The 19850-nt window shown below is 32.8% G+C and carries 21 protein-coding genes; 11 read left to right on the top strand and 10 right to left on the bottom strand.

What is annotated here, in order from left to right; all coding sequences use genetic code 11:
* Nucleotides 1-88 precede the first annotated feature (88 nt).
* Together BSF42_RS12765 and yihA are read left to right on the top strand one after the other, a co-directional pair.
* Nucleotides 89-853 carry an alpha/beta fold hydrolase gene (locus BSF42_RS12765; RefSeq protein WP_095953474.1) on the top strand — a complete coding sequence of 255 codons (765 nt, stop codon included), beginning with the start codon at nucleotides 89-91 and terminating at the stop codon, nucleotides 851-853.
* Between the two features lie 43 nt (nucleotides 854-896).
* A complete protein-coding gene (gene yihA / locus BSF42_RS12760) occupies nucleotides 897-1529 on the top strand; it encodes a ribosome biogenesis GTP-binding protein YihA/YsxC (protein ID WP_095953473.1) in 633 nt (210 codons plus the stop codon).
* 877 nt (nucleotides 1530-2406) lie between these two features.
* Here the strand turns inward: yihA and gldC are convergent.
* Both gldC and gldB read right to left on the bottom strand, forming a co-directional pair.
* On the bottom strand, nucleotides 2407-2742 hold the full coding sequence (gene gldC, locus BSF42_RS12750; protein ID WP_172426682.1) for a gliding motility protein GldC: 336 nt from the start codon (nucleotides 2740-2742) through the stop codon (nucleotides 2407-2409).
* Nucleotides 2742-3698: a gliding motility lipoprotein GldB gene (gene gldB / locus BSF42_RS12745; RefSeq protein WP_095953471.1), complete on the bottom strand. Its 957-nt coding sequence runs from the start codon at nucleotides 3696-3698 to the stop codon at nucleotides 2742-2744. The genes gldC and gldB overlap by 1 nt, the downstream gene beginning before the upstream one ends.
* Nucleotides 3699-3797: 99 nt before the next feature.
* Between gldB and nadE the strand changes: the two genes are divergently transcribed.
* Both nadE and BSF42_RS12735 read left to right on the top strand, forming a co-directional pair.
* A complete protein-coding gene (gene nadE, locus BSF42_RS12740; protein ID WP_095953470.1) occupies nucleotides 3798-4604 on the top strand; it encodes an NAD(+) synthase in 807 nt (268 codons plus the stop codon).
* 93 nt (nucleotides 4605-4697) lie between these two features.
* On the top strand, nucleotides 4698-5327 hold the full coding sequence (locus BSF42_RS12735; RefSeq protein ID WP_008467169.1) for a response regulator transcription factor: 630 nt from the start codon (nucleotides 4698-4700) through the stop codon (nucleotides 5325-5327).
* 102 nt (nucleotides 5328-5429) lie between these two features.
* Here the strand turns inward: BSF42_RS12735 and dnaG are convergent, their stop codons facing one another.
* From dnaG to BSF42_RS12710, 5 genes are all read right to left on the bottom strand, one after another.
* Nucleotides 5430-7502: a DNA primase gene (dnaG, locus tag BSF42_RS12730; RefSeq protein ID WP_095953469.1), complete on the bottom strand. Its 2073-nt coding sequence runs from the start codon at nucleotides 7500-7502 to the stop codon at nucleotides 5430-5432.
* 126 nt (nucleotides 7503-7628) lie between these two features.
* Nucleotides 7629-8657 (bottom strand): hypothetical protein, encoded by a 1029-nt coding sequence (locus tag BSF42_RS12725; protein ID WP_095953468.1) that lies wholly within the window; start codon nucleotides 8655-8657, stop codon nucleotides 7629-7631.
* A gap of 124 nt (nucleotides 8658-8781) precedes the next feature.
* A complete protein-coding gene (locus BSF42_RS12720; protein WP_095953467.1) occupies nucleotides 8782-9513 on the bottom strand; it encodes a hypothetical protein in 732 nt (243 codons plus the stop codon).
* The gene (locus BSF42_RS12715; RefSeq protein WP_095953466.1) at nucleotides 9500-10060 is read right to left on the bottom strand and encodes an RNA polymerase sigma factor; all 561 of its coding nucleotides are present in this window, start codon (nucleotides 10058-10060) and stop codon (nucleotides 9500-9502) included. The genes BSF42_RS12720 and BSF42_RS12715 overlap by 14 nt, the downstream gene beginning before the upstream one ends.
* A 201-nt stretch (nucleotides 10061-10261) precedes the next feature.
* Nucleotides 10262-11239, bottom strand: coding sequence for a polyprenyl synthetase family protein (locus BSF42_RS12710; protein ID WP_095953465.1), 978 nt, complete (start codon nucleotides 11237-11239; stop codon nucleotides 10262-10264).
* 160 nt (nucleotides 11240-11399) lie between these two features.
* Here BSF42_RS12710 and BSF42_RS12705 point away from each other — a divergent pair, with 160 nt between their 5' ends.
* Nucleotides 11400-12260: a hypothetical protein gene (locus BSF42_RS12705; protein ID WP_095953464.1), complete on the top strand. Its 861-nt coding sequence runs from the start codon at nucleotides 11400-11402 to the stop codon at nucleotides 12258-12260.
* A gap of 238 nt (nucleotides 12261-12498) precedes the next feature.
* Here the strand turns inward: BSF42_RS12705 and rlmN are convergent, their stop codons facing one another.
* Nucleotides 12499-13545 carry a 23S rRNA (adenine(2503)-C(2))-methyltransferase RlmN gene (gene rlmN / locus BSF42_RS12700; RefSeq protein WP_095953463.1) on the bottom strand — a complete coding sequence of 349 codons (1047 nt, stop codon included), beginning with the start codon at nucleotides 13543-13545 and terminating at the stop codon, nucleotides 12499-12501.
* A 542-nt stretch (nucleotides 13546-14087) separates the two neighbouring features.
* On the opposite strand from rlmN, the gene BSF42_RS12695 reads away from it, so the two are divergent.
* From BSF42_RS12695 to BSF42_RS12670, 6 genes are all read left to right on the top strand, one after another.
* Nucleotides 14088-14657: a YceI family protein gene (locus BSF42_RS12695; RefSeq protein ID WP_253251043.1), complete on the top strand. Its 570-nt coding sequence runs from the start codon at nucleotides 14088-14090 to the stop codon at nucleotides 14655-14657.
* A 5-nt stretch (nucleotides 14658-14662) separates the two neighbouring features.
* Complete coding sequence (locus BSF42_RS12690) at nucleotides 14663-16054, top strand: hypothetical protein (protein ID WP_095953461.1); 1392 nt, start codon at nucleotides 14663-14665, stop codon at nucleotides 16052-16054.
* A 32-nt stretch (nucleotides 16055-16086) separates the two neighbouring features.
* A complete protein-coding gene (locus tag BSF42_RS12685) occupies nucleotides 16087-16611 on the top strand; it encodes a hypothetical protein (protein ID WP_253251042.1) in 525 nt (174 codons plus the stop codon).
* A gap of 172 nt (nucleotides 16612-16783) precedes the next feature.
* Nucleotides 16784-17182 (top strand): hypothetical protein, encoded by a 399-nt coding sequence (locus tag BSF42_RS12680; RefSeq protein ID WP_095953459.1) that lies wholly within the window; start codon nucleotides 16784-16786, stop codon nucleotides 17180-17182.
* A gap of 112 nt (nucleotides 17183-17294) precedes the next feature.
* Nucleotides 17295-17936 (top strand): O-methyltransferase, encoded by a 642-nt coding sequence (locus tag BSF42_RS12675; protein ID WP_095953458.1) that lies wholly within the window; start codon nucleotides 17295-17297, stop codon nucleotides 17934-17936.
* A 26-nt stretch (nucleotides 17937-17962) separates the two neighbouring features.
* Nucleotides 17963-18685 carry a phytanoyl-CoA dioxygenase family protein gene (locus BSF42_RS12670; protein WP_095953457.1) on the top strand — a complete coding sequence of 241 codons (723 nt, stop codon included), beginning with the start codon at nucleotides 17963-17965 and terminating at the stop codon, nucleotides 18683-18685.
* Between the two features lie 193 nt (nucleotides 18686-18878).
* Here BSF42_RS12670 and BSF42_RS12665 read toward each other — a convergent pair whose 3' ends face one another.
* Complete coding sequence (locus BSF42_RS12665; protein WP_095953456.1) at nucleotides 18879-19442, bottom strand: phosphatase PAP2 family protein; 564 nt, start codon at nucleotides 19440-19442, stop codon at nucleotides 18879-18881.
* Nucleotides 19442-19789, bottom strand: a complete 348-nt coding sequence (locus tag BSF42_RS12660; protein ID WP_095953582.1) for a twin-arginine translocase TatA/TatE family subunit — start codon at nucleotides 19787-19789, stop codon at nucleotides 19442-19444. The genes BSF42_RS12665 and BSF42_RS12660 overlap by 1 nt, the downstream gene beginning before the upstream one ends.
* Nucleotides 19790-19850: the final 61 nt, after the last annotated feature.

The following is a 19850-nucleotide window of genomic DNA, read 5'->3' as shown; positions in this document are numbered from 1 at the left end:
AAATTATCTAGTTAAAAAATGGCAGCAAAAATTCATTTTTATTTATTTAACCCTATATTTGTCGAAATTGAAATTGGCATTAGATTAGATGGACAAACACTATAAAAAAGAAGGCAAATACAGCTATTTTGAAGCTGGAGAAGGTACACCTATCGTTATTCTGCATGGGTTAATGGGAGGTCTAAGTAACTTTGATGGTGTAGCACAATATTTCCCAACAAAAGGATATAAAGTTGTTATTCCAGATTTGCCAATATATACTCAAAGCATTTTAAAAACTAACGTAAAAAGTTTTGCCAAGTATGTAAAAGATTTTATCACTTTTAAAGGATTTGACAGAGTAATTCTTCTAGGAAATTCTCTTGGAGGACATATTGCTTTGTACCACACAAAACTTTATCCTGAAAAAGTTGCCGGACTTGTAATTACCGGAAGTTCTGGACTTTACGAAAGCGCAATGGGAGACAGTTATCCAAGAAGAGGCGACTATGAATACATCAGAAAGAAAGCTGAAGATGTATTTTATGACCCAAAAATTGCAACTCCTGAATTGATTGATGAAGTATACGCAACTGCTAATGACCGCATCAAATTAATCAAAACTTTAACGATTGCCAAAAGCGCAATTCGTCATAATATGGCCAAAGATTTACCTAAAATGGATGTAGAAACCTGCATTATTTGGGGTAAAAATGACTCTGTAACTCCTCCAAATGTTGCAGAAGAATTTGATAAATTATTACCAAACTCAACGTTGTACTGGATTGACAAATGCGGACACGCAGCGATGATGGAGCACCCTCAGGAATTTAATGAAGTTCTTGAAAAATGGCTTACTGAAAAAAATTTATAAGCCATTAAAATTTATTTTTTAGGAGGTTTTAAAACTAAGAACCATGAAAATTAACACCGCCGAATTTATTATCAGCAATTCTGATGCATCAAAATGTCCGAAGGATTTTTTGCCGGAATATGCTTTTATAGGAAGATCAAACGTAGGTAAATCATCGTTGATAAACATGATTACCAACCACAAAAATTTAGCAAAAACATCTGGAAGACCAGGAAAAACGCAATTAATAAATCACTTTAAAATCAACAACAATTGGTTTTTGGTCGATTTACCTGGTTACGGTTATGCTAAAGTTTCAAAAAAGACAAAATCAATTTTCCAGCAGTTTATTACTGATTATTTTGAAAACAGGGAACAACTAGTTTGTGCTTTTGTTTTGATTGATATACGTCATGAAGCTCAAAAAATTGATATTGAATTTATGTCATACATGGGAGAAAGCGAAATCCCGTTTTGCATTATTTTTACCAAAGCTGACAAAATCAGTAAAGTAAAAATAGATTCTCATGTTGCCGCTTACAAAAAACAAATGTTTGCTAATAACTGGGCCGAAATGCCTCAGTATTTCATAACCTCATCTACAGAATCAGTTGGTAAAGAAGAACTCTTAACTTATATCGACGAAGTAAATCAGGAAGTTTTTAAAAACAATAGCGACTTTTTGAGTTCTCTTTAAGAGGTTAGATTCCAAAATATAAAAAATCCAAATTCGAATCGTAATGATTCGAATTTGGATTTTTTATGTTCTGTAATGATACTATTTTAAAATTGCCTAAGTGATTTTTTGAGCCTTTCTTTTATAGTCAGCGCTTTCCATTCCTTAAAGATCAAAGCTTGATATAAAATATAAAACAACGAATTAAAAAACCAAAAATCAAGCAGGAATGGTTCTGTAAAAATTACCGAATCGGTATTACCAGTTAAAAATATACTCAAACTGCTCATTAGATAAATTACCAATCCATTAGAAAAATATAAATAATTAGATTTTACTTTTTTGAAATTCTGGATTAAAAATATTAATCCATATAAAATCAATAAAGCTGTAGTAACACCAATTTCAAACAAATTAAACCTCCAGTAAAGATCGGGCGTTCTATAATATTGTATCGCCAATGAAATCAAAACAGTTATCAGAAAAAACAGAATAATCTGCTTCAAAAAAACATTGGTAAATAAACTTCGAAAAAAAATACTCAGGATAATGAATTGGAAAATAAAATAATAGTGCGAAAGGAAAAAATTTGTTCCCGGCGCTGTAAATCCAATAATATTACAAAGCAGTTCGTGCACGAATAAACCAATCAAATAAATCGTAATAATACGATATTGAAAATCTTTGTTTTTTCGAGTGGAATAAAAGAGAATACTATTTAACAGCAAAAAAAATAATCCTACGAGACTTACTAAAAATGGGAACAACATACAATGGATTTTACGTCACTAAAATAGGCTATAAAAAATTTAAATTCCAATCTTTTATTTAAAACAAAAAATTCCAAACTCCAATTATTACGATTGGAATTTGGAATTTTATTTGTTGGAACTTCTATTTATTTTGTCAAATCCAGTTTTTCTGCGAAGTAATCACAGAAATCTTTCATTGTATCTGACATTTTTTCGTCGTCTGTTGCGCGTTTAAAAGTATCCGCCATAGCAACTAAAGTCTGGTGGAAGAAAATTTTCATTTCGTCTACGGGCATATCTTTTGTCCATAAATCGATACGCATTGTTTCTTTTGCCTTACTGTCCCAAATAGACAGCATAATTGCTTTTGCCTCTTCTGCCTGCACGCCTCCATCTTGTGCGCTCCATGTTAGTTTTTCCGGAACACGGTTTTCGTCTAATTCTATATTGAATTTAATCTCTGAATTTATTGTATCTGCCATTATTTTTTAGGTTTATATTTTGATTTTTCGAAAATTTCTTTGGGCTCCACTTTAAATAATTCAGCCAAAGAAACACTATTGTTTTTCATGTAAGAACGTACCATCTGCCAGCCAATCCAAGCTCCTACGCGACCTGGAGAATCATTATCTATTTCCAGATAGAATTTAGAAAAAGGGGCCGGTGTCATAAATCGGGTTGTTAATTTTGGATCATCGCTGTAAAGCATTTCTTTTTCTATAAAATAACGCCACATGTAGGCTTCATTTTCTTGGCACCATTTAATCTGTTCTGGTGTATATCCTATTTTTTCTGCATCAGTATATTCTGGAAGAAGCAAATCTTTTGCATAAAGCTGTTTTCCTTCAAAAACCATTTGCGCCACTAAGCTTCTATCCGGCATATTTGGAATATTTCGATAAGAAAAACTAGAAACCACGTCTGGCATTATTTGTCTTTCTTCAAAATTTTCTTTTAAGTAGTTTGGAAACTCATAAAACTTATGATCTTTTCCTAAGTACAATTCCAAAGCCACGATTACCAAACTATCTGCATAAATTGCTTTTGCAGTATAATCCATCTCTCCTATAACTGTAATCACTTTTGGAATTTTAGTTTTAGGAAAATAATATTTTACGTGTTGAAAAAGAGCATCAAATTCTTTACGAACAGGCTCAAAATTGCTGTATTTTTTTTGTACTTCTTCATAAACTTCTTTCCAAATTGGATCGTTCATTTTCTGAAGCCAGATATTATCATCATTACCTGCAGGAAAGAAAAAAGGATACTGCTTTTTTACCTTTGCAAGATCTTGAGGTTTTGTCTCAAAAAACACTTTATCAAAACGTTCTACTTTAATATCTACAGGAATTTCCTCTACTTCTTTTTCTACCTTAGATTTTTGGTCGCAAGACAAAAAAAACAGGCACAGAACCACTGCAAAGCGATAAATTTTCATTTTATTTTAATTAGATTTGTGTTAGCAGAATTTAAAGTAAATGTATACTTGAAATAATTCTGCAAATATACATCCCTGCATTTTAAAACTTAAACTATTATGGCTAAAAAAAGTACAATTCAGACAGAAAAAGTAAATACGCATATTGTAGAGTGGTTAAAAAATTACGCTGGCAGCGCAAAAGTGAACGGTTTTGTAATCGGAATCTCTGGCGGTGTTGACTCTGCGGTAACTTCAACTTTATGCGCGCAGACAGGACTGAAAGTATTATGTGTAGAAATGCCTATTCATCAGGCAGAAAGCCAAGTGAGCAGAGCAAAGGAACATATTGAACAGCTAAAAAAACGTTTTCCGAATGTTTCTGAAGTTCAAACTGATTTGACAGCAGTTTTTGAATCCTTTAAAAGTGCTGTACCAAAAACGGATGATGACGCAAAAGTAAGCTTATCATTAGCCAATACCCGCGCTCGTATTAGAATGACTTCTTTATATTATTTAGCAGGTCTTCATGGTTTATTAGTAGCCGGAACTGGAAACAAAGTAGAAGATTTTGGAGTAGGTTTTTATACCAAATATGGAGATGGCGGCGTAGATTTGAGCCCAATTGCTGATTTAATGAAATCTGATGTATATGCTTTAGGAAAATTTTTAGCAATTCCTCAATCAATTTTAACAGCTGCACCAACAGATGGATTATTTGGCGACAATCGTACCGACGAAGATCAATTAGGCGCAAGTTATGACGAACTCGAATGGGCGATGTTAGCCGCGGAGTCAGGAAAAACGGCAGATAACTTCGAGGGGAGAGAAAAATCTGTCTTTGAAATTTATAAAAGATTAAACACCAGCAACAAGCATAAAATGGACCCAATTCCGGTGTGTATTATACCAAAAACGTTAAAATAATTTTTTTTAACATTTGTCTGCAATTAATTACAGAATTTATTTATTAATTTTACAGTTCCAAAAACATGAACAATTCTAAAAAAGGTAAAAATTATGATTAAAGTATGTCTAGCAGACAATCATCCTGTGACGCACTTTGGCGTTAAGTCTTATTTTAAAGACCACGATCAAATTTCAATTGTTGCCAACGTAGGCAATTTTTCAATGGTTAGAGATATTCTTCAGACGAAGGAGATCGACATTTTAATTCTAGATCTAGAATTAGAAGGTCTTTCAAGTATCTTTGAAATTAAATCTATCCTAAAAAATTTCCCAAAAACAAAAATTGTTATTTTCAGTGATCTTGCTGAGCAGATGTACGCTCCAAACGCAATTAAAGCAGGAGTTTCCGGGTATGTGCACAAAACAGAAAAACTAGAAACTCTAGGACATTCTATTATTAAAGTACACGAAGGAAAAATTATCATCAACGAAACAGTACGCAAAAACATGGCACTTATTGCTAAACAAAGCAAAAGCGAGCGTCTGTACAGAAAACTTTCGAATCGCGAGATCGAAGTTTTGCGTTACTTAAGTGATGGAAAGAAAAACAATGAAATCTCTAAAATCTTAAATCTGAACGAAAAAACGATCAGTACTTACAAACTAAGATTATTGACTAAATTAAATGTTACTAATTTAGTTGACTTAGTTAATAAAGCGAAGACTTTAGAAATTATTTAATCCCAAATCGAAGATCTTAATTTTTATTTTTTTTTAAGTAAATCGAAAATCTTTATAAAAACTCTATCTTATGATTTATCATTCGATAGAGTTTTTTTCTTTTTAATGATAATGATAAGGCACCACTACACGTCCTAGTTTCTTTGAAAAATTAACCAGCAGTTTAGAATAATCGACTACCATACCCATAACTTCTGAATTGTCTTCTTGTGGATCTGTCATTATAGAATTTTTCAATTCTGAAATAATTCCAGATACCAAATACCATCTCATAGAAAAGATAGTTTCAGAAACATTCTGCTCAATGGTTTCGCTTTTATGTTTTGGAAAAATATTCTGTCCTTCCCAATTATGAATGGTTAATTTTTCATCTTCCATTAAAATATTGGTTACTTCCTGAGCAAATTCAGGCTGTAAGTGCATCAGATATTTATCTAGACTAAAAGTTTCATTTTGATTGTAAAAATCAATTATATTGGTATAAATATCTTGAAATAATTTATTAGACAATTCTACCTCATCTTCCTGCAGACTTAAATATACTTTTTCGAATACTTTATATTCTCTTTTTTCAGAAACTTCCTTTACATTTCCTTCTTCATCTGCTTTTAGGAAAACGTCTTCAAAATTTTCAACCACACTTCCGTACAAAAGAAGAATTTCAATAATTTTTCTTTCAAAATTGTATAAAATATCTACTTTTTCTTGGGGCGCTTCCGGATAATAGCCAGGTTCTCCCGGATAATCGTCTGGCGGCCCTGTTCTTGGATCTTCTGGATCTCCACCTGAAAAATTACCTTGGCTTTGTTTTTGGTTTCTAACAACTTCAAAAGGCTTTTGTTCCTGCTTTTGCTTTTTGTTCGCTTCAGCAATATCTTTTTGAATTAACTGCGCCAAAGTACTTACCAAAACCTGCTCCGAAATATCCATAATTCGGGCACACTCCTGTATATATACTTCTCGCTGAATACGGTCTGGTATTTTAGAAATACTCGTTACCATATCACGAATCAAATCTGCTTTTTTGATTGGGTCATTTTTAGCTTCTCCCATCAAGATCGAAGCTTTAAACTGTATAAAGTCTTTGCTGTTTTCTTCTAAATAAGCAACTAAATCATCATGTGAATTTTTACGGGCGAAACTATCTGGATCTTCTCCGTCAGGAAAAGAACAAACCCTAACATTCATTCCTTCTTCCAGAATTAAATCGATTCCTCGAATAGAAGCACGCAAACCCGCTGCATCTCCATCAAAAAGTACGGTAATATTTCTGGTCAAACGATTTATTAAACGAATCTGGTCTGGCGTTAAAGCAGTTCCAGACGAAGCCACAACGTTTTCGATTCCGGCCTGGCTAAACTGAATAACATCTGTATAACCTTCAACCAAATAACAATTATTTTGTTTGGCGATCGATTGTTTGGCATGGTAAATTCCGTAAAGGACTTTACTTTTATGGTAAATATCACTTTCTGGTGAATTCAGGTATTTTGCCGCTTTTTTATCATTGGTTAAAATACGTCCTCCAAAACCTAAAACACGCCCCGACATACTTTGAATAGGGAACATTACACGCCCTTTAAAACGGTCAAACGGACGATCTTCTCTAGCAATGGTCAAACCTGTACTTTCTAAAAACTCTAATTTATATCCTTTCCCGAGGGCTTCTTTCGTTAAAGCATCCCAAGTTTCTGGAGAATATCCTAAATTAAATTTTTTGATGGTTTCATTGGTAAATCCTCTTTCTTTAAAATAAGAATATCCAATTGCTTTTCCTTCTTCTGAATTTAAAAGAACATCTTGAAAATATTTAGCCGCAAATTCAGAAACCAAATACATACTCTCGCGAATATCTGTATTTGCTTTTTCTGCGTCGGTCTGCTCTGTTTCTTCAATTTCAATATTGTATTTTCGAGCCAAATACCGAATCGCTTCCGGATAGGTAAATTGAGAGTGTTCCATTAAGAATTTAACAGAATTCCCTCCTTTTCCCGTACTAAAATCCTTCCAAATTCCTTTTGCCGGCGAAACCATAAACGAAGGTGAGCGTTCATCAGAGAACGGACTCAATCCTTTGAAATTACTTCCTGCGCGTTTTAAATTCACAAAATCGCCGATAACCTCCTCTACTCGAGCAGTTTCAAAAACAGTATCTATGGTATTTTGAGAAATCAAAGTGTAAAATATTTTTAAAGTTGAGAGCTTGCAAAAATACGCAAATCCTGTTGGAATTCGAATGATTTTTTAAACAAAAAAGCATCTCTATTGAGATGCTCTTTTAACTAACTAAACGACCAATTTTTAGTTTAAATCTAATCGAAGTCCTAACGAAATATTATTTTCTTTGATTAAATTGTTCTGAAACAATGGATTTAAATCGTATTTAAAATATAAACTTAATTCTCTATAGCCGATATACGAACTCAGACCGTAAATAAAGTTATTTACATTGTAATCGCCTTTTATTGTTGTTTTATATTTTAAATCTTCATCTTCAAATTTTAAAATCTGTTTAGATTTTACATTGATTCCAGCATAACCTCCTATTCCAAAACGGAAACTTTTATGAGTTTTAAAATATGTTTTTCCGTTACTTTCAACTGGTTTCGAAAAATCAAATTCTAAATGCACGGGCGCGACCAAATAAACATTTCTAAAACGGGATTCGTTTAAATTAACCGAATTTACTTCTAGATTGGTTTGATCTCCATTTACAACAAAGCTTCTGTTATCTGTCGGACGAATATTGTTGTACATTAATGAAAGTCCGTATTTAGCGTGAAGCAGATTATCGTTTTTCATTAACCTTGAGTTATACGTAAAACCCCATTCGTAAAAATGCGACCCTATAAAACTATAGTTGGAGTCCTGAAGTTTTCCGTCAACCATCGTATTATTCAATCCCATTGCAAATACGAATTGCGACGTTGTTCTTTTTTCTCCATGAATAGAATCTTTGTTGTGTTTATAAGACTTCCAGCGAATCATATACACTTTTGACGAATCTTCTTTGATTTTTCCGTCTACCTTTTTCTGCACCAAATCATTCAGTTCATTTTGTGCCAAAGTAATTTTTTCTTCGATAATTACCGCTCTTGCTTCTGCCAGTTCTTTTTTGCGTTTATCGGCCTGTTCTTGTGTAATTTTGCCTTCAGACAATTGAACGTTTACCGCTTCAACTTCTTCCTTTAAAGTTTCTTTCTCTTCTTTGGTAATTTTTTCAATTTTTTGGGCGATTCTTTTCGCTTCCGATTCAAAGGTTTCCTGTCCTATTACTTTACTTACTATTAAAAAGAAGAAAAGTATAAGATAAATGGTAAAATTTTTCATGATTGATTGTTTTAAATGATTGACTATTGATTGATGATGTATTTAATATTAATTTTTAATTGTGATTGTTAATGATTAATGGCTGCTATTATTCTCATTGATATTGTTATTGAAATTCCCGCCCCTATTCTTGCTGATTTCTATTAGACAAAGCAACTTTAACTTCTTGGAAATTTTTATTGACTTTGGTGATCATTTTTTCTCTAAAAGAAAGTTCGAGTTCACCGTCGACTTGATTTAGCAAATCGGAAGCGTTGATTTTTATTTTTGCTTTTTTAACAGAACTTTCAGCCATAACTTTATGTTCAGCCGTTTGAAGCAATTGATCTACATTCTCTTTTTTAGGATTTTCAGCAGTTATTATTTGATTCGTATTTGATTGATTTTCTTGATTTTTTTTGATGATGATTGAAGACTCCGCTATTTGATTTGATTCCTTTTTAATGGTTTTATTTGAAATTTGATGGTTTGGTTTTTCTGGTTTATTTAACGTTTCTTCTGAATTTTTAGCCGCAATTGCATTTTTCGTTTCTATTGAGTCAACACTGTTTAAAATTGGCTCTGCAACCAATTCTTTTTCTGCTTCTTTTTCAACAACGACAGTTGTAGGCACTTCTACCGTATTTTTAGTTTGATTAAAAAAGAGAGTTCCAACCAATAAAAATCCGATAAAACTTGCAGCGATGTACAGCCATTTTTTCTTTGAATCTTTTAGTGAGCGAAGTGGAACTGCAGGTTTCTTTTCTTCTGCTACACTCAACATCGCGTCCAATCGATCCCAAGCTTTGTCGCTGGGCTCAATTTTTCTCTCGTTTAGTTTTTCACGGAAATCCTTTTCAAAATTATTCGGTTCCATTATCTTGTTTTTTTAAAATAGTAATTTGTGTTTGCAGCATTTTTCTAGCGTGCGATAATTGCGATTTCGATGTACCTTCATTTATTCCTAACATCTTGGCAATTTCATTGTGTTTGTACCCTTCGATTGCGTATAAATTGAAAACCATTTTGTACCCGTCCGGCAAAGCATCAATTAAATACTGAATCTGTTCCACTGTAAACTGACTGTCGATTTCGTTAAAGCTTTCTTCCACAAAAAACTCATCTTCGGCAAATTTTACTTTTTTCTGAACTCTTAAATAGGAAATACATTCGTTAACCATAATTCGGCGGATCCAGCCTTCAAAACTTCCTTTGTGTTCGAAATTTTTCAAATTGGTGAACACTTTCATAAAAGCCGTAATCATTACATCTTCTGCCAGCTGAATGTCTCTTATATATTGACGACAGACACTCAACATTTTTGAAGAAAAACGGCTGTAAATCTGCTGCTGTGCCTGCCGATTATTTTCGACAGCCAGCTTTATGATTTTGGTTTCTTCTTGATGTAAATGAATAATTTTCATTTATAAGCTTTTGGTTTTTGGTTTTAGAAATAGACTTCTATTAGCATAGACGATTGTCGATTTGAAATGGTTGCATCGGTTTTAGAAAATTTCAATAAAAATAAATTCCAAATTCCAACCTATACAAATACACGACTGATTTACAACAAAGTAAACCAATTATCTAGTTAATAAATTTTCTAATTATCTGATTAAAAAAAATTATTTTTTTCTCTCAATAACATAATTCACCATTAAAGTAAGGGCATCTTTGTATTCAGAATCTTCGAAGTTTTGAAGTAAAGAAAGTGCTTCCTGCTGGAATTCGACCATTTTGTTTTCGGCGTAAGCCAGACCATTATTGTTTTTTACAAAGGCAATCACTTCTTTAACGCGTTTTTTGTCTTTGTTGTGGTTTTTGATGGAGTTTATCAGCCACTTTTTTTCTTGCGGTGTACAAGTATTTAAAACGTGAATTAAAGGCAAAGTCATTTTTTGCTCTTTAATATCAATTCCTGTTGGTTTTCCGATGGCTTCTTCGCTGTAATCGAATAAATCGTCTTTGATTTGAAATGCCATTCCGATTAATTCACCAAACTTGCGCATATTCTCAACCTGAACATCGTCTTCAATTACAGATTTTGCTCCAAGTGCACAGCAAGCCGCTATAAGGGTTGCAGTTTTTTTTCTGATAATTTCGTAATAAACATCTTCGGTAATATCGAGTCTTCGGGCTTTTTCTATTTGAAGTAATTCACCTTCGCTCATTTCGCGAACAGCAACAGAAATAATTTTCAGTAAATCAAAATCGCCATTATCAATAGAAAGCAGTAAACCTTTTGACAGTAAATAATCACCAACTAAAACGGCAATTTTATTTTTCCAAAGTGCATTAATCGAGAAGAATCCGCGGCGGCGATTACTATCGTCTACCACATCGTCGTGTACCAAAGTTGCGGTGTGAATAAGCTCAATTACCGAAGCACCGCGATAGGTTCTTTCGTTTACAGTACCGCCTGAAACCATTTTTGCAGTTAGAAAAACAAACATCGGACGCATTTGTTTTCCCTTACGGTTTACGATATAATAAGTGATTCTATTGAGCAATGCAACCTTCGAAGTCATCGAGTCATGGAACTTTTTTTCGAAAAGTTCCATCTCGTTAAAAATAGGCTGCTTTATTTGAGACGTAATATTCATTTAGACTCCAAATATACTATTTTAAATAAAAATACGTTGTGTATTTTAGGTTAGGATTATATTTTTTTATGTCTTAATCTGAAAAAAAACACCAAAAATAGCTCTAACTAATATTGATTTGAATTCATTAATTTAAAAGAAGAACCCAAAACTATTATTTATGAAAACAAAATTTTTATTACTTAGCACTTGTATTACTATGTCTTTTCTCATCAGTTGTAATTCTGATGAAAAAACAAATGACGGAACGGAAACAGCGATTACCAACGAAGAAATTCTCAAAAATTCTCAAATCGATGCGACTGTAGATGATGTTACCAATATTGCCGAAGATCAATTTAGCTCACAGTTAAATATTGCTGCAAAGGCAAGCGGACCAATAAAAAATTTCCTTCCAAGCTGTGCCACTGTTACTACAGTTTTAACCAATAACACTTGGACAAAAACGGTAGATTTTGGTGTAGAAGGCTGTACTTTGAATAACGGAAATACGGTGAAAGGAAAAATGGTTGTTTCTTTTTCTAATGATTTTAACGCGTCTACTCAAACTATAAGTTACACTTTTGAAGGTTTTTACCATAACGGAAGAAAACTTCAGGGAAGTAAAAGTATTGTGAGAACAATTAAAGAAACAAGTTTATTAGTGACAGCGCACCCAGTTTCGACGGCTTCAATAGATTTAACCATAACTTTTGATGACGGCGGCGTTTATACCAGAAAAGGAACTTTGATTAAAGAAATGACTTCTGGTTACGATACTTGGTTTGATTGGGATGATAATGTATTTGTTGTTACAGGAAGCGGTTCGACAACTTTCCCAAACGGAGATACTTTTTCGGCAGAGATTACAACTCCTTTGGAATTTAATGCGGCCTGCAGAAAATCTTTCGCAGTAAAAGGAATTGTTTCGGTTACTAAAAATGGAGCGTCTGCGACTTTAGATTATGGAAACGGTGAATGCGATACTTTTGCAACAGTAACAAAAGATGGAGTTACAGAAGAAATAGATTTGAAAAAATAAGAATCCTTTTTGCCCAAAAAAAGCATTAAAAACCATTTGTGGCTTTTAATGCTTTTTTTTAAAATCTATTTGTTTCATCAAATGTCCCGACGGGACATATATTACATATAAACATTTTTTTCTACCGATGAAATACTCCTACGGAGTATATTTTAGTGCCCCGAAGGGACATAAATTCCATATGGCTGATTTTTTTTCTACCGATGAGATACTCCTACGGAGTATTCTGGCAAATATTTTATTCTGCTTCTTTGTTGGCTAGTTGACCGCAGGCGGCGTCGATATCTTTTCCTCTGCTTCGTCTTACTTTTACCACTATTCCGCTATTTTCTAATGCTTTTATATAAGCTGCAATAGATTCTTCTGAAGCTTGTTGAAACTCACCATCATCAATTGGATTATATTCAATTAAATTAACCTTACAAGGCACATATTTACAGAATTTTACCAATGCATCAACAGAAGCTTTATCATCATTAATACCTTTCCATACTACATATTCATATGAAATTTTACTTTTGGTTTTTCTATACCAATATTCTAAAGCTTCTCGTAAATCTTTTAAAGGAAAGTTTTTACTAAAAGGCATGATTCGCGCACGTGTTTCGTCGATTGCTGAATGCAGGGAAACGGCTAATTTAAACTTCACGTCATCATCTGCCATTTTTTTGATCATTTTAGGAATTCCAGAAGTCGAAACCATAATTCGCTTTGGAGACATTCCTAAGCCTTCTTCAGAAGTAATCATGTCAATTGCTTTAATGACATTGTTATAATTCATTAAAGGCTCTCCCATTCCCATAAAAACAATATTTGAAAGCGGATGATTGTAATACAAACGGCTTTCTTTATCAATTGCCAGAACTTGATCGTAAATTTCGCCTGGCTCCAGATTACGCATTCTTTTTAATCTTGCTGTAGCACAGAAATTACAATCTAAACTGCAGCCAACCTGACTAGAAACACAGGCTGTAGTTCTAGTGTCTGTTGGAATTAAAACAGATTCAACCACAAGTCCGTCATGAAGGCGTACTGCATTTTTTACAGTTCCGTCACTACTTTTCTGCATTGTATCAACTTTAATATGGTTGATTACAAAACTATTTTCAAGCATCGATCTTGTAGTCTTTGCTACATTTGTCATATCCTCAAAACTGTGAGCGCCTTTGCTCCATAACCACTCATAAACCTGATTACCGCGAAAAGCTTTGTCTCCATTTTCAACAAAAAAATCGCGAAGCTGGTCTTTTGATAAGGCTCGTATGTCTTTTTTCTCCATTTGCATGCTGCAAAGTTAATCACTTTTGTCATTTTTTATCGCTTTTTAGTGCATTCTTAACAAGAGCGCAAAATCAGAAAAGAAAATTGGCTTAAAATTCAAGTATAATTAAGGTATTCATTCTTACTATAAAAATTTAATAAAACTTCGGTTATGATTTTTATCATTCTAATCAGATCACTTTCGGTGATTTTGAAATGGCTCCTCCAAAAGCAGCACTTGGAATTGTTAAAGCTGGAAAAGATTTAACTGTGATTTTCAATATTATTTTAAGCTAAAAACAGCCTTACTCTTATATAGCAAAAGTTCAAAAATTGAGATTTCAACAAAAACTCATAATCTTTTTTACGATAGTGATCGATTTCGAAAAAATGAAAACGATGTAGTTATTAAATACTTATTTAATAAAATTTTAACAATGATTTTTATCATGTGTCAACCTGGTTTATAGGTAGATCTTTGATACAAGTTAAAACAACATTCTTAGTACTAAATACAGAATCGGCCTAGGTATCAACTTATTTTTTAAAATCAAAAACATGATAAAAATGAAAACCAACAAAATAAAATTATTCGCACTGGCAATAGCATTTTTCGGAATTACGTCATTTGCTGCAGCACAAAAATCATATACACTAGATGCCAAATCAACTTTTTCTGTTGCAGGCACATCAACACTTCACGATTGGGAAATGAAGTCGGCTTCGGGAACGGGAACAGCGTCACTAAACATCTCAAACGGAAAACTAACAGAGATTGAAGCATTGTCTATAAATCTTTTAGCCGAAAGCATTAAAAGTGAGAAAAAAAGCATGGACAAGGTAGCCTACGAAACTTTAAAAACAGATAAAAACAAAAACATCAAATATGTTTTGAAATCTGCAGAAAAAGTGAACGAGACTACTTGGGAACTAACTGGAACTTACACCATTGCTGGAGTTAGCAAAGTATACAAAACAAATGTAAAAACTACTGTAACAAAAGATGGCTTAAGCCTTCAAGGATCTAACAAAATCACTTTTACAGAATTCGGAATGAAGTCACCAACTGCAATGCTTGGAACTATTAAAACAGGACAGGACTTAACCATAAAATTTAATTTGAACTTTAATTTATAACCGCCATGAAGAAAATTTATATCCTATTTATAACATTAATAAGCACATTTGCAGTTAATGCACAAGTAAGTTTTGGACATATTCAAAATCAAATCCCAAGGAGCCAAAAAGGTATTAATCAGTTTGATGTTAAAAAAGACACCGTTGCTTACAAAGGACTAAGTGTAGATATGGGCGCAGCATTTGCGCTCCAATTTCAAGCTGTAAATTCGTTCAACGATCAACAAAATCTGACTACAGCGCCAGGTTACAGATTAAATAATTTAGAAAATAATTTCAATTTACCAAATGCCAATTTTACAATTGGAGCACAATTATATGATGGCGTACGTGTGAATTTAGATGTTTATTTAGCATCTAGACACCATAACGAAACATGGGTAAAAGGCGGTTATTTACAAATTGACAAACTTGACTTCATAAAGAAAGATTTCCTTGCCGATTTCATGCAGTACACAACTATTAAAATCGGTCAAATGGAGAACAACTATGGTGATGCACACTTTAGAAGATCTGATAACGGAAATGCTTTTATGAATCCGTTCGTAGGAAATAATATTATGGATGCATTTATAACAGAAATGGGAGCTGAAGTATATTACAACAGATCAGGTTTTGTCAGCATGATTGGAATTACGAATTCTAAACTAAATCAAAATGTGCAGGAAATTGTGCAGGCAGCGCCAACAGCAGCTAAACCAGATAACAATACAACGATCAGTCCTTCAATCCTTGCAAAATTGGGCTGGGACAAACAAATCAACGAAGATTTGAGAATTAGATTGACGGGGTCTTATTATCATACAGCAAATTCTAGCGGAAACTTATATTCTTCAGATAGAGCAGGAAGCCGTTTTTATGGTGTAATGAGCCATTCAGATTATAATATTATAGATCCAGCTACTGGTACTGTTGTTAGTACTGTTGCAAATAATTTTGATCCAACTGCCAACAAGGACACAGGAAGATTTAATCCTGGCTACGGAAACTGGGCAACATCATACATGATAAACCCATTTATTAAATATAAAGGTTTTGAATTCTTTGGAACATTAGAATTTACTTCTGGAGGTGATTTTAAAGGGACAGATGACACTCGAAAAGTGAATCAATACGTTGGAGACATTGTATACCGTTTTGGTGAAAATGAAAGATTTTATGTAGGTGGTAAATACAATTTAGTTGATGGAAAACTGGCAAATGCAAATACGCAGAATATCCAAATAAACAGATTCGAAGCGGCTGCTGGATGGTTTATGACTAAAAACGTTTTGGCAAAATTAGAATACGTTGATCAAAATTATAAAAACTTCGCTCAATTTAATGGTGCAACACCAAACGACCTTTTCGGAGGAAGCTTTAAAGGACTGATGTTCGAAGCCGTAATTTCATTCTGATACAAATGTTAAGTAGATTTCAAATATTAAGTATGGGTTTAGTAGTTTTCTTTTTCTTAGGAAGTGCTAAACCCACTTTTTTTACAGAAGATACAACCGTGGTAATAAACAAAATTAAAATAGAAATTACCGGACTATCAACTGTGGGCAAATACAATTGCTCTAATACCTTTTCGATAAAAGATACTGTTTATGTAAACTCCATTAAAAAGAACACTTTTAATACCGACATCAAAATGTCAAACTTTGACTGCGGCAACAAAATAATGACTAAGGATTTACAGGGAACTGTAAAAGTGAAAAAATTCCCAAGTAGTACCGTCAGCATTTCAGACATTAAACAAAACGGTAAAAACTACAAATGCCGTCTCAACTTTTACATTACAGATAAAACATTGAAATACAAAGATTTTATTTTATACAATTCTGATGATAAAATTCAGGGAACACTTAATTTGAAGTTTTCGGATATAGAATTGGAACCACCAACAAAAATGGCGGGATTAATTAAAGTTAAAGATGACATTGTGATTAATTTCAGTTTATATAAGAACTAAAAAAAAACTAAAAAAAAATTGAACAGCAACTTGAAAAGTGAAATTTTGGCACAAGAATTGTTTTGCTCTCAAAAGAAAAATAATCTTACAAAGAGCTCAATCATTTTAAAATGTGTACTTTTATTTTTCAGCCATATAACCTTTAAGTTTATCACCTAAAAAAAATGTAATTATGAAAAAACAAATTTTAAGTTTAGCAGTTGTTGCTTTATTAGCATTTGCTGTTCAATCATGCGAGAAAAAAGAACCGAAACCAGCAGAAGACGAATTAACTCTTGGTAACAAAGTTGATTCACTAACAACAGATATTGAAGAAGTAACAGACAGTGCAGTCAGCAAAGCAGAAAGCGCTGCTGCTAAAGCAAAAGATGCTACACAAACTGCAGCGGGCGATGTAAAAGACGCTACTAAAAAAGCAGCATCTGATGTTGAAAACGCGGCAAAAAAAACAGCAACTGATGTAAAAGATGCTACCAAAAAAGGAGCTAAAAAAGTAGAAAATGCTGCTAAAGCTGCCAAAGACGGAACTGTAAAAACAGCCAAAGATGTAAATGAAGCTTTGAAAAAATAAATTTCATCAAAATCTATAGGGAAACCATTCGCGAAAGCGAGTGGTTTTTTTATGCAAAATAGTGCGACAATATTTTTTGTACTTTTGTTATCAAATTACAAGATACTACAACATGCATTTTATATCACAAGAATTAGAAGACTATATAGAACAGCATTCTGAAAACGAACCAGAATTGTTGGCAAAACTGAATAAAGAAACGTACCAAAAAATACTTTTACCGAGAATGTTAAGCGGGCATTTTCAAGGACGTGTTTTAAGCATGTTATCTAAGTTGATTCGTCCGGTAAATATTCTTGAAATTGGAACTTACACAGGTTACGCCGCTTTATGTTTATGTGAAGGAATGCAGGAAAACGGACAATTACACACTATTGACATTAAAGAAGAATTAGTTGATTTTCAGCGCAAATATTTTGACGCATCTCCTTGGGGAAAACAAATTTTTCAGCATTTAGGAGAAGCAGTAGATATTATTCCAGATCTAGATGTAAAATTTGATTTGGTTTTTATTGATGCCGATAAAGAAAATTACCTGAATTACTGGGAAATGATTGTTCCGAAAATGAATAAAGGCGGTATTATTTTATCTGATAATGTTTTATGGAGCGGAAAAATTCTTGAACCTGTCCATCCAAATGATGTAAGCACAAAAGTACTCTTAGAATATAATCTTCATTTAAAGAATGACCCGAGAGTTGAAACAGTTTTGCTGCCAATTCGTGATGGCCTGACGGTTTCTAGAGTTTTATAAAAAGGCAATTCAATAACTTTTTAAAGATGAATTATAACGTCGAAATAAACACCGAAGGTTTTACAATTATAAATAATGTTTATACCGAAAATGAAATCGAAAAAATGATTTCATTAATTGAAAACACAACTAATAACGACTCTGATAATGCGACATTTAGAAAGTCTCAAGATTTATTTGCTATCAGACAATTTCATAAAGAAATTCCAGAAACTCTGCCGTTTATTTTTAATGCTAATTTGAAAAACATTATCGAATCTAATTTTGGTAAAGGATATTTCATAACCAAATCCATATATTTTGACAAACCTGAGAAATCAAACTGGTTTGTTGCTTATCATCAGGATTTAACTATTTCTGTTGACAAAAAAATAGAGGTTGAAAATTTTGAAAATTGGACTGTAAAACAAAATCAGTTTGCGGTTCAGCCTCCAAAAGAAATTTTAGAAGACAATTTTACGATCAGAATTCATATCGATAAAACTACTAAGGATAATGGAGCTTTAAAGGTTATTAATAATTCACATTCAAAAGGAATATTGAGAATTGAAAACCTTGATTTTGAAAATGAAAAAGAAACCATTTGTGAAGTTGAAAAAGGCGGGATTATGATCATGAAACCACTGCTATTTCATGCATCAAACAAGACCACAAATAACGAACGCAGAAGAGTTATTCATATTGAATTCAGCAAAAAACAACTTCCAGAAGGATTAGATTGGAGTGAAAAAACAATTCTTCAAAATTAAGATAAACAGTTAAAAAAGAAAAAGGCTTCAGCCAATACCCGATGTATTTTGGCTAAAGCCTTATTATTATGAAAATCATTATATCCAGTTAAAGCTGGAGGCAAGTGATAAGGTATATTTTAATCTCTTTTCAACAAACTCAGTCCCGAAATCTCGGGATAGTGTCTTAGAACCTCAGAAACTTTAAAAAAACCTATCCAGGAAAATACTGCTGTTTTAATTTTCTATACACTAAATAAAGTAAAGATCCGAAAACTGCTCCAAAGAAATATCCGGCAAGAATATCGCCTGGATAATGTAATCCTAAATAAATACGGCTGTAAGCAAAAATCAAAGGCCATAAGAATAAGAATCCTAAATATTTGAAGTGGCGTCTTAAAACTAAATATAAGAAAGTCGCAACTGCCATTGTATTTGCTGCGTGGCCAGAGAAAAAACTATATGATTTTCTAACCTGTACAATTCGAATAACCGAAGCTAAATCTGGATTATTACAAGGGCGTAAGCGTTGAAAAGTATGTTTAAATAAATTACAAGTTTGATCTGTAAAAGCAATCAAAATTGCTATAAAAAGCAATAAATATAAAGTTTGTTTGCCACCTATTTTTTTATAAATAAAGTAAAAAACTAACAAGAAAAATGGCGTCCAATACAACTGGTTGGTAATGATAAGCCAAAATGTATCATAAGTTTCAGAACCTAATCCGTTAAGATACACAAGAAGATTTATGTCTAATTCCTGTATTTTTTCAAGCATTATCTTTGGCGTTTAATAGGTCCGGAAATGGTGTCAATATCTTCTTTTACCTTGTCGATTTCATTGGCCGTGTCTCCTAAAAGACTTCCATTTTCTCCAAGTAAATTAGATTTTGCATTATTAATTTCTGCATTGATGTTTCCAGTAATATCCGTCAAAGATTTAGAGTCAAGACCATTAGCCTCTGCTCCTTTTTGAATTTCACTTTTAATATCATTAGTTGCATTTTTTAATTGAGCCATAGCTTTACCCATAGTACGTGCAATTTCCGGCACTTTATCTGAACCAAAAAGCATTAATACAATAAACAGTATAAAAACTAATTCTCCTCCTCCTATACCAAACATAACTTTTATTTTTGTTGTCGCAAAGATATTAAATTTTGCAGCGTTGAGTTTTAAAATTAAC

The sequence above is a fragment of the Flavobacterium sp. ACN6 genome (assembly GCF_002304005.1).
GTDB lineage: Bacteria > Bacteroidota > Bacteroidia > Flavobacteriales > Flavobacteriaceae > Flavobacterium.
Note: the sequence above shows the minus strand (reverse complement) of the source record. Positions and strands in the feature narration are given on the sequence as shown.

Excerpts from the sequence above, each read along its gene's own strand:
- BSF42_RS12765 (WP_095953474.1), top strand. The coding sequence starts at position 89 with ATGGACAAACACTATAAAAAAGAAGGCAAATACAGCTATTTTGAAGCT.
- yihA (WP_095953473.1), top strand. The coding sequence starts at position 897 with ATGAAAATTAACACCGCCGAATTTATTATCAGCAATTCTGATGCATCA.
- gldC (WP_172426682.1), bottom strand. The coding sequence starts at position 2,742 with ATGGCAGATACAATAAATTCAGAGATTAAATTCAATATAGAATTAGAC.
- gldB (WP_095953471.1), bottom strand. The coding sequence starts at position 3,698 with ATGAAAATTTATCGCTTTGCAGTGGTTCTGTGCCTGTTTTTTTTGTCT.
- nadE (WP_095953470.1), top strand. The coding sequence starts at position 3,798 with ATGGCTAAAAAAAGTACAATTCAGACAGAAAAAGTAAATACGCATATT.
- BSF42_RS12735 (WP_008467169.1), top strand. The coding sequence starts at position 4,698 with ATGATTAAAGTATGTCTAGCAGACAATCATCCTGTGACGCACTTTGGC.
- BSF42_RS12725 (WP_095953468.1), bottom strand. The coding sequence starts at position 8,657 with ATGAAAAATTTTACCATTTATCTTATACTTTTCTTCTTTTTAATAGTA.
- BSF42_RS12720 (WP_095953467.1), bottom strand. The coding sequence starts at position 9,513 with ATGGAACCGAATAATTTTGAAAAGGATTTCCGTGAAAAACTAAACGAG.
- BSF42_RS12715 (WP_095953466.1), bottom strand. The coding sequence starts at position 10,060 with ATGAAAATTATTCATTTACATCAAGAAGAAACCAAAATCATAAAGCTG.
- BSF42_RS12710 (WP_095953465.1), bottom strand. The coding sequence starts at position 11,239 with ATGAATATTACGTCTCAAATAAAGCAGCCTATTTTTAACGAGATGGAA.
- BSF42_RS12705 (WP_095953464.1), top strand. The coding sequence starts at position 11,400 with ATGAAAACAAAATTTTTATTACTTAGCACTTGTATTACTATGTCTTTT.
- rlmN (WP_095953463.1), bottom strand. The coding sequence starts at position 13,545 with ATGCAAATGGAGAAAAAAGACATACGAGCCTTATCAAAAGACCAGCTT.
- BSF42_RS12695 (WP_253251043.1), top strand. The coding sequence starts at position 14,088 with ATGAAAACCAACAAAATAAAATTATTCGCACTGGCAATAGCATTTTTC.
- BSF42_RS12690 (WP_095953461.1), top strand. The coding sequence starts at position 14,663 with ATGAAGAAAATTTATATCCTATTTATAACATTAATAAGCACATTTGCA.
- BSF42_RS12685 (WP_253251042.1), top strand. The coding sequence starts at position 16,087 with ATGGGTTTAGTAGTTTTCTTTTTCTTAGGAAGTGCTAAACCCACTTTT.
- BSF42_RS12680 (WP_095953459.1), top strand. The coding sequence starts at position 16,784 with ATGAAAAAACAAATTTTAAGTTTAGCAGTTGTTGCTTTATTAGCATTT.
- BSF42_RS12675 (WP_095953458.1), top strand. The coding sequence starts at position 17,295 with ATGCATTTTATATCACAAGAATTAGAAGACTATATAGAACAGCATTCT.
- BSF42_RS12670 (WP_095953457.1), top strand. The coding sequence starts at position 17,963 with ATGAATTATAACGTCGAAATAAACACCGAAGGTTTTACAATTATAAAT.
- BSF42_RS12665 (WP_095953456.1), bottom strand. The coding sequence starts at position 19,442 with ATGCTTGAAAAAATACAGGAATTAGACATAAATCTTCTTGTGTATCTT.
- BSF42_RS12660 (WP_095953582.1), bottom strand. The coding sequence starts at position 19,789 with ATGTTTGGTATAGGAGGAGGAGAATTAGTTTTTATACTGTTTATTGTA.